The sequence below is a fragment of the Streptomyces sp. NPDC059524 genome, assembly GCF_042749255.1.
In the GTDB taxonomy this organism is placed as follows: Bacteria; Actinomycetota; Actinomycetes; order Streptomycetales; family Streptomycetaceae; genus Streptomyces; species Streptomyces xanthii.
Genome location: NZ_JBHYTK010000041.1, coordinates 42,583 through 53,843, shown reverse-complemented (window position 1 = coordinate 53,843; position 11,261 = coordinate 42,583). Strand labels below are relative to the sequence as shown.

Genomic DNA, 11,261 nt, shown 5'->3' with positions numbered 1-11,261 from the left:
GATGCTGCCCAACCATCAGCCGCTGGTGGTCGCCGAGCAGTTCGGGGTCCTCGAGTCGCGGGTTGCGGGGGGGGTCGACAATGGGGGCGGGCGGGGCCGGCGGGTTACCCCCCGGGGGGGCCCCCCGCGCCGGCGGGGGGGGGAAGGGGGTGACGCCCCGGGCCGCCCCGACGGGGGCGACGGGGGCCTTCGGCGCGCCGTGGTCGGGGGCGCGCGGTGTTCAGGTGCCGAGGACGCTCAGGGGCGGGCGCGGCGTTCCGTGCCGCGTCCGTCCCTCCCCCCTTGGCCGCTCAGCTCTGGCCGGCCACCGGGTCGCCGGCCGGTACGGGCTCGGCGGGCGCGGTGGGCTTTGCGGGCCGCGCCTCGGGCTCCGGCCGCTGCTGCGGCTTCTTCTTGCCGAGGTGGTTGAAGGCGATGTTGAGGAGCACCGCCGTGATCGCGCCGGCGCAGATGCCCGTGCCGAGAATCGTCTGCGCCCAGTCCGGGAACGCGTGGTAGATGCCCGGCTGCACGACCTTGCCGTTCGCGACGACCTCGGGGGCCGCGAGCGGGATGAGGCCGACGCCGAGGGAGACCGCGGCGATCACGATGTTGGCGCCCTCGTCGAGGTGGGCGCGGGACAGGGTCCGCACGCCGCTGATCGCGATGGTGCCGAACAGCACCAGGCCCGCGCCGCCGAGCACCGGCATCGGGACGAGCGAGACGACCGCGCCGAGCACCGGGAAGACACCGAGGACGAGCAGGACGGCGCCGGCCGTGGCGACGACGAACCGGCTGCGCACCTTCGTGAGCGAGACGACGCCGATGTTCTGGGCGAACGCGCTGATGGCGAAGCCGCCGAAGAGCGAGCCGATCATCGTGCCGAGGCCGTCGATGCGCAGCCCGCTGCTGATCGTGCGGCCGTCGACGGGACGGTCGCAGATCTCGCCGACGGCGAGCATGCCGGCGGCGCTCTCCGTCATCAGGACCAGCATCATGATCGTCATCGAGATGATCCCGGCGATCTGGAACTCCGGCATGCCGAAGTGGAAAGGCGTCGGGATCGAGACCAGCGGCGCGGACTCGAACGTCTTCGTGTTCAGCATCCCGAACGGCACCGCGGCGAGCGTGCCGATCACCATTCCGAGGATCAGCGAGATCTGCCGCAGGAACCCGGTGAACAGGCGCTGCATGGCCACGATGATGACGAGGGTGAACGCGGCGAGCGCCAGGTTGGACGTGGAGCCGAAGTTCTCGGCGCCCGCCCCGCCCTGCGCCCAGCGCACCGGCACCGGCATCAGCGAGACGCCGATGAGGGTGATGACGACGCCGGTCACCAGGTGCGGGAAGAAGCGCATCAGCTTGCCGAAGAACGGGCCGATGACCAGACACACGGCACCGGCCACGAGCAGCGAGCCGAGCATCGTCTGGAGTTCGTGCCCCTTGGCCGTGTTCTGGCCGATCGCGAGGAGCGGCGCGATGCCGCCGGACGCGGCGGCGTTCACGAACGGCAGCCGGTTGCCGAGGACCTTGCCGACGCCGAGCGTCTGGGTGAGCGTGCACAGACCGGCGATGAACAGGCTCACCGAGATGAGCAGCACCTGGTTGCCCGCACTGAGACCGACCGTCGGGCCGATCACGAGAGGCGCGGCGACCACCCCGGAGTACATCGCGGCGATGTGCTGGAGCGCCGACGGAATGAGCTTTCGTGCGGGGAGTTTCTCATCCACCGGGTGACAGGGAACGTCAGCCACTTGTGGGTTAGTCATGGGGATGGCCCTTCGAACTCGTTCGCCGCCCGCCGCGACCCCGCCCGCGTCCCTGAACGCTCACGGCATCGGCCACGACAGCGGGTTGACGCCGGGACCACCCGCGGCTCGCCCGGGCGGAACCGGCAGACCTGGTTGTCCTGCACGCCTCTAACCGGCCATCTTTGAGCCACCGGAGCGACGGGGGAGCGGCCGGGCGGGGGACAGGGTTGTCGGCCGATCGGCTCTTGTGCGCAGGTGAGAGCGGTGCTAGCGCGCGCGTGTGTCCGAAGTGCGGAGGGGTCTTGACCCCTCGCGGCCCGAGCGATTAGCGTCCGGGTGCCATCGGCCCGCGCGTGACGGAACGCGCGCGGCGAACGCGCGGCAGGACGAAGGGAGGCGACCGGCGGATGAACACCTGCTCCGATCTCGGTCGTCTCGCCCAGCGCACCGCCTGGGCGCCGGGCCGCATCGCGCACGGCTGCTGACCGCCCTTCCGGCCTCCCGGGGTGCCCCTCGCGGTCCCACCCCACCCCCTCACTCCTTCCGGGTCTCCCGTCTCCACCGCCTTTCGGCACGCCGCACCCGCGTGCCCTCCCGCGCCCTTCCCTGACATCCGGCGCGCACACAGAAAGCTGCCTGGACCTTGGCGAACCACGTTCAACTCACGGTCAACGGGGCCGACATCCCGCTCGCACCGGCCCCGCCCCACACCACCGCCCTCGACCTGCTGCGCGAGCGCGGCCTCACCGGCACCAAGGAGGGCTGCGCCGAAGGAGAATGCGGCGCCTGCTCCGTGCTCGTGGCCCGCCCCGGCACCGACCGGCCCACCGACTGGGTCGCCGTCAACGCCTGCCTGATCCCGGCCGCCGCGCTCGACGGCCAGGAGATCGTCACCGCGGAAGGCCTCGCCGCGGGCGCGGCCGACGGCGAACTCCACCCGGTGCAGGAGGAGATGGCGGTCCGCGGCGGCTCCCAGTGCGGATACTGCACCCCCGGGTTCGTGTGCAGCATGGCCGCCGAGTACTACCGGCCCGACCGCTGCGCCCACCCCGCCGGGGACACCGACGCCGAGCACGGGCCGAACGGCTTCGACCTGCACGCCCTGAGCGGCAACCTGTGCCGCTGCACCGGCTACCGGCCCATCCGCGACGCCGCGTTCGCCGTCGGCGCGCCGGGCGAGGACGACACCCTGGCCCGCCGCCGCGACGAGGCGCCGCCCGCCCCCGTCGCCACCTCCTACACGCAGGGCGAGCGGACGTTCGTACGGAAGGACACGCTGGCCGACACGCTGCGGCTGCTGCGCGAACGGCCCGACGCGACGGTCGTCGCGGGATCCACCGACTGGGGCGTCGAGGTCAACATCCGCTCCCGCAGGGCCGATTACGTGATCGCCGTCGACCGGCTGCCCGAACTGCGGGAACTGCGCACCGGGTCAGGGCACGTCGAGATCGGCGCCGCCCTCACCCTCAGCGAGATCGAGCGCGGGCTCGACGGCTCCGTGCCGCTCCTCGCCGACCTGTTCCCGCAGTTCGCGTCGCGCCTCATCCGCAACGGCGCCACCCTCGGCGGCAACCTCGGCACCGGCTCGCCCATCGGCGACAGCCCGCCCGCGCTGCTCGCCCTGGAGGCGTCGGTCGTCCTCGCCGGCGCCGACGGCGAGCGCGTCGTGCCGCTCGCCGAGTACTTCACCGGCTACCGGCAGAGCGTGCGCCGCCCCGGCGAGCTGATCCGCGCCGTGCGCGTGCCGCTGCCGCTGTCGCCCGTCACCGCCTTCCACAAGATCGCCAAGCGGCGCTTCGACGACATCTCCAGCGTGGCCGTCGCCTTCGCGCTCGACGTCCGGGACGGCACCGTGCGCAAGGCCCGCATCGGCCTCGGCGGTGTGGCCGCCACCCCGATCAGGGCGCTCGCCACCGAGGCCGCCCTGGAGGGCGAGCCCTGGACGGAAGCGACCGTCGAGGCCGCCGCCCGCGTGCTGCGCGGCGAGGGCACCCCGATGAGCGACCACCGGGCCAGCGCCCTCTACCGCTCCGCGATGCTCGGCCAGAGCCTGAAGAAGCTGTACGCACAGACCACCGCGGAGGTGTCGGCATGAGCCAGTTGTCCGAGCGCCCGGAGAAGGCCGTCGTCGGGCAGTCGATGCCGCACGAGAGCGCCGTCCAGCACGTCACCGGCACCGCCCTCTACACCGACGACCTCGTCGCCCGCACCAAGGACGTGCTGCACGCCCACCCCGTCCAGGTGATGCACGCCCACGGCCGGATCACCGCCCTGCGCACCGAGCCCGCGCTCGCCGTGCCCGGCGTGGTCCGCGTCCTGACCGGGGCCGACGTGCCCGGCGTCAACGACGCCGGAATGAAGCACGACGAGCCGCTCTTCCCCGACGAGGTCATGTTCCACGGCCACGCCGTCGCCTGGGTGCTCGGCGAGACCCTGGAAGCGGCCCGGCTCGGCGCCGAGGCCGTCGAGGCCCACCTCGACGAACTGCCCTCCGTGATCACGCTGGAGGAGGCGATCGCCGCCGACAGCTTCCACGGCGCCCGGCCCGTCATGGAGACCGGCGACATCGACGCCGGATTCGCCGACTCCGCCCACGTGTTCAGCGGCGAGTTCCAGTTCTCCGACCAGGAGCACTTCTACCTGGAGACCCACGCCGCGCTCGCCCAGATCGACGAGGCCGGCCAGGTCTTCGTGCAGAGCAGCACCCAGCACCCCTCGGAGACCCAGGAGATCGTCGCGCACGTCCTCGGGCTCAGCAGCCACGAGGTGACCGTGCAGTGCCTGCGCATGGGCGGCGGCTTCGGCGGCAAGGAGATGCAGCCGCACGGCTTCGCGGCCGTCGCCGCGCTCGGCGCGAAGCTCACCGGCCGCCCCGTCCGGCTGCGCCTGACCCGCACCCAGGACCTGACCATGTCCGGCAAGCGGCACGGCTTCCACGCCCGCTGGCGCATCGGCTTCGACGCCGAGGGCCGCATCCAGGCCCTGGACGCGGGCCTCACCGCGGACGGCGGCTGGAGCCTCGACCTGTCCGAGCCGGTCGTCGCCCGCGCCCTGTGCCACATCGACAACACGTACTGGATCCCCAACGCCCGCGTCACCGGCCGCATCGCCCGTACCCACAAGGTCTCCAACACCGCCTTCCGCGGCTTCGGCGGACCCCAGGGCATGCTCGTCATCGAGGACATCATGGGCCGGTGCGCGCCGCTGCTCGGCCTCGACCCGATGGAGCTGCGCGAACGCAACTTCTACCGGCGCGGCCACACCACCCCCTACGGGCAGCCGCTCACCCAGCCCGAACGGATCGGCGCCGTCTGGGACAAGGTGCGGGAGAACGGCGCCGTCGCCGAACGGCGGCGCGAGATCGAGGCGTTCAACGCCGCGCACCCGCACACCAAGCGGGCCCTCGCCGTCACCGGGATCAAGTTCGGCATCTCCTTCAACCTCACCGCCTTCAACCAGGGCGGCGCCCTCGTGCTGATCTACAAGGACGGCTCCGTCCTGATCAACCACGGCGGCACCGAGATGGGCCAGGGCCTGCACACCAAGATGCTCCAGGTGGCCGCGACCACCCTCGGCATCCCGCTGCACAAGGTCCGGCTCGCCCCCACCCGCACCGACAAGGTGCCCAACACCTCGGCCACCGCCGCCAGCGCCGGCGCCGACCTCAACGGCGCCGCCGTCAAGAACGCCTGCGAGCAGCTGCGCGAACGCCTCCTCCAGGTGGCCGGCACCCAGCTCGGCGCGCCCGCCGCCGACGTCCGCGTCGTCGAGGGCGTCGCCCGCGCCCTCGGCAGCGACCGCGAGCTCGCCTGGGACGACCTCGTGCGCACCGCGTACCTCCAGCGGGTGCAGCTGTCGGCCGCCGGCTTCTACCGCACCGAGGGCCTGCACTGGGACGCGAAGTCGTTCCACGGCTCGCCGTTCAAGTACTTCTCGCACGGCGCGGCCGCCGCCGAGGTGGAGGTCGACGGCTTCACCGGCGCGTACCGCGTGCGGCGCGTCGACATCGTGCACGACGTCGGCGACAGCCTCTCGCCGATGATCGACATCGGGCAGGTCGAGGGCGGCTTCGTGCAGGGCGCCGGCTGGCTGACCCTCGAGGACCTGCGCTGGGACGCCGGCGACGGGCCGCACCGGGGCCGGCTCCAGACCCAGGCCGCCAGCACCTACAAGCTGCCGAGCTTCTCCGAGATGCCCGAGGAGTTCCACGTGGAGCTGCTGGAGAACGCGACCGAGGAGGGCGCCGTCTACGGCTCCAAGGCGGTCGGCGAGCCGCCGCTGATGCTCGCGTTCTCGGTGCGGGAGGCGCTGCGTGAGGCGGCCGCCGCGTTCGGTCCGCCCGGCACGCCTGTCGAACTGGCCTCGCCCGCCACGCCGGAGGCCGTGTTCTGGGCGATCGAGGCGGCCCGCGCGAGTGCGCCCCGGGCCGACCGGGCCGGCCGGGCCGAGACGGAAGCGCCGGTCGGTGCCTGACACGGCCTGGATCGCCGCGGTCGCGCGGCTGCGGGCACGCCGGGAGCCCGGCGTGCTCGTGACCGTCACGGCCGTGCGCGGTCACGCCCCGCGCGACGCCGGCGCGAAGCTCGTCGTGGGCGCCGGCGTCACCTGGGGGTCGATCGGCGGCGGCAACGTCGAGGCCGTCTCCATCGACCGGGCCCGGGAGATGATCGCCGGGGCCGCGACCGCGCCCGAACTGATCGACTTCGCCCTGAACGACAAGGTCACCAACCGGCACGGCGTCCAGTGCTGCGGCGGCACCGTGCAGGTCCTTCTCGAACCGCTGCCCGTGGTGCGGGCCGTGGCCGTCTTCGGCGTCGGCCATGTCGGCTTCGAACTGGCCAGGATCCTGGCCCGCCAGGACCTGGACCTCCACCTCGTCGACAGCCGGGCCGAACTCCTCACCGGGGAACGGCTCGCCGTGCTCACCTCCGACGCGGTCGCCCAGGTCCACACCCACCACACGCCGCTGCTGCCCGAGGAGGTCCTGGACGGACTGCCGCACGGCACACACGTCCTGATCATGACGCACGACCACGCCGAGGACGCCGCGCTGTGCGACGCCGCCCTGCGCACCGGTCACCTCGGCTCGATCGGGCTGATCGGCTCGGCCGCCAAGTGGACCCGCTTCCGCCGCCGTCTCGCCGACGAGGGCGGGCACGACGACGAGGTCATCGCCCGCATCAAGACCCCGATCGGGCTGACCGAGATCACCGGCAAGGAACCGGCGACGATCGCGGTGAGCGTCGCCGCCGATCTGCTGCGCGCCTTCGAGAACGAGGACGCGCGCACGGGGTAGGGGCCGGGGCTAGGAGCGGGTGGCGGTGCCGCACTCGCCGTCGCGCTCGGGGGAGACCACCGGCGCGCTGCGGTCGTACGGGTCCGCGGTCGGCCCGTCCGACGCCCCGGGCCCGTCGAACGTCGGGGTGAGGAAGCCGTTGTGAGTGCGGCAGCCCGCGTTCGTGGTGTGGATCATGTTGCTGTGCACGGAGAAGGTGCCGGCCTTCGTGACGACCTTCTCCGGGTTCTGCCAGTCCATGACCACCTGGCGCCGCACGATGACCCGGGTGACCTCGTCCGGGTCGCCGGCCGCGGCCACGACCGGGTACACGTACGTCACGTCCGTGGTCACCCGCAGCGCGTGGTGCGGGCCCGGCCCCTCCTCGTACGAGAGCCGGCCGCGGACTTTGACCACGTCCCCGACCAGCGACGTCCTGTCGGGGTCGAAGCGGCTGAACAGCACCAGCGGGTCGTACTTCTCGCTGGGGGAGCGCAGGGACGTCTCGATGAACTCCTGCTCCCGCGGCTGCTTCGGATTGATGTACGCGATGGCCTCGCTCGGGCGTGCGCCGCGCAGGACCTCTCGGTCGAGGCTGGAGGCGACGAGGAAGTCACGGCTGCGGTCCAGGGCCTTCGCGACCTGCGCCTCGTCCATCCAAGCCGTCGCGCGGGGCGCGGGCACCGAGATGCCGGCCGCGCCGTCGGCCCAGCGGGCGGCGGGCGAACCGCGGAACGGTTCGGCGCGCGTGCCGCGGAGGGTTCCGGTCGAGGGCGGCGGGCCCGTCGGGGGCGCCGTCTCCGCGCCGAGCGGGGTGGCGTCCGGCGCGCTTCCCGCGCCTCCCGCGCCGAACAGGTGCGTCACCCGGTCCGGGGCCAGGACCCAGAGCACCACGGCGAGCGCCGCGAGGATCCCGGCGACGTACCAGCCGGTGCGCCGTCGGGGGCGGGCCGGGCTGTACGTCCGCCAGCCCCTGCCGTTGCCGTCCTGCGCGTCCTCCTCATGGAGACGGCGGGTGACCATCCGGGCCCGCGCCGACGGCTCCTGCGGGGCGTCGCGCACGCCCTCCTCGGACTCCCTGAGGAAGCGCTCCCATTCCTCGTCCGAAACGGACGAACCACCCTGTTCCCCACCCGAGTTCACGCACTCCTCCAGTCCTTCGGCGAGGCATGATGATCGCACGGGCGCTCTGGATGCGGGTGCTCTGAGCGGGCTCGATACTGGAACCGTCGTCCCTGACCAGGGCGACGGACACGACAGCGGTACGGCACGACAGGGGGCATGTCGGTGGGGGAGACCGGGCGGGACCGTGCGGTGGAGGAGCGGGCGCTGCTGCCCGCGGCGCTGCGGGGGGTGTCGGTGCCGATCGGGGTGGTGGCCGTGCTGGTCGTCGCGGTGGTCGGCGTGCTGTACGCCGGGCACGGGCAGCCGGGGCGGGTGGACCGGTGGTTCGTGGATCCGACGGACGACACGGTGGGGCAGCCGTGGCGGGGGGTCGCGCTGGCGCTGGACTCTCTGGGGGAGCCGGTGGCGGCCGTGCTGCTGGTGGGTGCCGTCGCGGTCGGCTGCCTGGTGCGGCGGCGCCCGCGGGCGGCGGTCTTCATGGTCGCCGCGACGGTGGGTGCCGTCGTGATGGCGACGCTGCTCAAGCATGTGGTGGGCCGCACGATTCACGGGGACAGCAACCTGTCGTACCCGAGCGGGCACACGGCCTTCTTCACGGCGCTGGCGGTCGGGGTGGCGCTGGTCGTCGACGGGCGACGGGGGGTGGTCCTCGGTGCGGCGCTCGTGGCCGGCGCCGCGATGGGGTGGGCGCAGGTCGCGCTGGGGGCGCACTATCCGACGGATGTGCTGGGCGGCTGGTGCGTGGCGCTGGCGCTCACCTTCGCGCTGGCCCGCCTCATCGATGTGACCGCACGCCGTGCCTCCCGGGACGCGTCGTTCCCGGCCCCGAAGTAGGGCGGCCCTGCGGGGAGGGGCGGCGGTGGCCGGGTGCGCGTTTCGTCGTGGCCGGTCGCGCAGTTCCCCGCGCCCCTGACAACACCCGCCTCCCTCACCCCACCGTCCTCCGGTCAGCCCCCATCACCTCTGACCTCCGGCCGGTTTGGCCCACCCCAGGCTGTCCGGCCTCCGGCCGGGTCTCGCCGGCGCAGGCCCCTGGCCCGCCCCCTGCTCCCACCCACCCGCCCCCTCCGGGGGCGTCGGCCCGGCGCCCGGCCTCGGGCACGTGTTCCCGTCGTCCCGGGCTGGGATGCGCCGCAGCCCGTTGGTGCGGGACGCCTGCGCTCAGGGCCCAGCCTCTGACACAACTCCAGTGCCGGGTACGCACTCCATCCGCCCTGCATGGGCAGCACTTTGGTTTGGGGCAAGCGCTCCAGCTGCCTTGGCTCTTGGGCAGCATTCAGGCCCCGGGTACGTACCCGGTCGCGTCGACCTAGCCTTGGGCACTCTGCCGCCTGGGGCGGCACGGGGTGGGCAAGGCGGCACCCAGGTGCCGGGTGCGCGAATCGGTCGGCTTCAACTACAGCGTCGGCGCCGTAGGGGCTGAGCATCGTCGCCGACCGCTGCGCCGTCGTGGTTGCTCGCGCAGTTCCCCGCGCCCCTGACGGGGCCGAGGCCGCTGGAGCGCCCGGTGGCGGGGGCGGGTTGCAGTGCCGCGCCGTACGGGTCTAGCGCCGTCGCCGGGTGCTGCGCCGTCGTGGTTGCTCGCGCAGTTCCCCGGGCCCCTGGCGGGGCGGCTCTGCTCGGCGCCGAATCAGCGTCGCCGCAGTCCGGGACGACAGGAACTCGTGCCTGAGGCTGGGCGCCGGGCCGACGCCCCCGGAGGGGGCGGGTGGGTGGGAGAAGGGGCCAGGCAAAGGCGGGAGGCGACGGGCGCCGGGGTCGTGTCTTCGCCCCGGCGCCCGGGAGTTGTCCCGGCCGCCGCGATCAGGCCCGGCGACGGAAGACCGGTTTGACGGGGCGGCCGCCCTGCCAGGGGGTGGGGTCGCCCGCGTCCAGGGCCTTGCGATAGACCCCGCACGCGTCGGCCACGACCTCCACCGTGCGGTCGATGTCCGTCTCGTCGAGCGCGCCGCTCACCACGAAGGAGGGAGCGAGGACCCCGCCCGCCAGCAACTGACGGAGGAACAGGGTGCGGTAGGGCTGGGACGGCTGCCCGTACTCGTCGAGCGTGGCGAACACCAGGTTGCTGGCCCGGCCCCGGACGACGACGTGCTCCCCGACGCCCCGGCTCGCCGCGGCCTCCCGCACGCCGGAGGCCAGCCGCTCCCCGAGCGCGTGCAGCCGGGCCGTGACGCCCTCCTCGACGTACGTGTCCAGCACCGCCATCGCCGCCGCCAGCGCATGCGTCTCCGCGCCGTGCGTCGTGGACAGCAGGAACACCCGGTCGTGCGTGTCCCGCAGCCCGCCCCGCTCCATGAACTCCCGCCGCCCGGCGAGCGCCGACACCGCGAACCCGTTGCCCAGCGCCTTCCCGAACGTGGAGAGATCGGGCACGACCCCGTACAGGCCCTGCGCCCCCGCCTCGGACCAGCGCAACCCGGTGATCATCTCGTCGAACACCAGGAGACAGCCGTGCCGGTGGGCCAGTTCGCGCAGGCCCTCCAGGTAGCCGGGCGGCGGCTCGGCATGGCCGGCCGGTTCCAGGATCAGGCAGGCGACGTCGCCCGCGTACCGGGCGAGCACCTCTTCCGTAGCGGCCAGGTCCCCGTAGGGGAACGAGACGGTCAGGTCGGTGATCGCGGCCGGGATGCCGGCGGACATCGGCGTCGTGGCGATGAACCAGTCGTCCACGGAGAAGAAGGGGTGGTCGGCGCAGACCGCCACGCGGGTGCGGCCGGTGACGGCGCGGGCGAGGCGCACCGCCGCGGTGGTGACGTCCGAGCCGTTCTTGGCGAACTTCACCATCTCGGCCGTCGGCACGGTCGCGAGGAACCGCTCGGCGGCCTCCACCTCCAGCACGGACGGCCGGACGAAGTTGCTGCCGCGGTCCAGTTCACGGCGCACCGCCTCGGTGACCCGCGGGTGGGCGTGCCCGAGGCTCACCGAGCGCAGCCCGGACCCGTACTCGACGTACCGGTTCCCGTCGACGTCCCACACGTGCGCGCCCTTGCCGTGGCTGATCACCGGCGCGAGGTGCTCGGGGTACTGGTCGTCGCCCTTGGCGTAGGTGTGCGCGCCCCCGGGGATCAGCGCGTGCAGCCGCTCGTTCACCGCGCGCGAGCGGGGCAGTTCGAAGTCTTCGGCGTCCACGG

Annotated in this window: 7 protein-coding genes; 4 read left to right on the top strand and 3 right to left on the bottom strand. The window is 73.5% G+C overall.

All coding sequences use genetic code 11. The annotated features are described in order from the left end of the window. Window positions 1-290: 290 nt before the first annotated feature. Window positions 291-1,748: a nucleobase:cation symporter-2 family protein gene (locus tag ACFW9D_RS14655; protein WP_384621825.1), complete on the bottom strand. Its 1,458-nt coding sequence runs from the start codon at window positions 1,746-1,748 to the stop codon at window positions 291-293. 625 nt (window positions 1,749-2,373) lie between these two features. Here ACFW9D_RS14655 and ACFW9D_RS14650 point away from each other — a divergent pair. Genes ACFW9D_RS14650 through xdhC form a run of 3 tightly spaced genes read left to right on the top strand, consistent with a single transcriptional unit; the run spans window position 2,374 to window position 7,026 of the window. Then, window positions 2,374-3,825, top strand: coding sequence for a xanthine dehydrogenase small subunit (locus ACFW9D_RS14650; RefSeq protein ID WP_384621822.1), 1,452 nt, complete (start codon window positions 2,374-2,376; stop codon window positions 3,823-3,825). Next, window positions 3,822-6,203, top strand: coding sequence for a xanthine dehydrogenase molybdopterin binding subunit (gene xdhB / locus ACFW9D_RS14645; RefSeq protein ID WP_384621819.1), 2,382 nt, complete (start codon window positions 3,822-3,824; stop codon window positions 6,201-6,203). The genes ACFW9D_RS14650 and xdhB overlap by 4 nt, the downstream gene beginning before the upstream one ends. Further along, on the top strand, window positions 6,196-7,026 hold the full coding sequence (gene xdhC, locus ACFW9D_RS14640; RefSeq protein ID WP_384621816.1) for a xanthine dehydrogenase accessory protein XdhC: 831 nt from the start codon (window positions 6,196-6,198) through the stop codon (window positions 7,024-7,026). The genes xdhB and xdhC overlap by 8 nt, the downstream gene beginning before the upstream one ends. 9 nt (window positions 7,027-7,035) lie before the next feature. Here the strand turns inward: xdhC and ACFW9D_RS14635 are convergent, their stop codons facing one another. After that, the gene (locus tag ACFW9D_RS14635; RefSeq protein ID WP_384621813.1) at window positions 7,036-8,148 is read right to left on the bottom strand and encodes a hypothetical protein; all 1,113 of its coding nucleotides are present in this window, start codon (window positions 8,146-8,148) and stop codon (window positions 7,036-7,038) included. A gap of 138 nt (window positions 8,149-8,286) precedes the next feature. Between ACFW9D_RS14635 and ACFW9D_RS14630 the strand changes: the two genes are divergently transcribed. Continuing rightward, window positions 8,287-8,964, top strand: a complete 678-nt coding sequence (locus ACFW9D_RS14630) for a phosphatase PAP2 family protein (protein ID WP_384621810.1) — start codon at window positions 8,287-8,289, stop codon at window positions 8,962-8,964. A gap of 969 nt (window positions 8,965-9,933) precedes the next feature. On the opposite strand, the gene ACFW9D_RS14625 is transcribed toward ACFW9D_RS14630, so the two are convergent. Next, window positions 9,934-11,259, bottom strand: a complete 1,326-nt coding sequence (locus ACFW9D_RS14625; protein ID WP_384621807.1) for a glutamate-1-semialdehyde 2,1-aminomutase — start codon at window positions 11,257-11,259, stop codon at window positions 9,934-9,936. Window positions 11,260-11,261 lie beyond the last annotated feature (2 nt).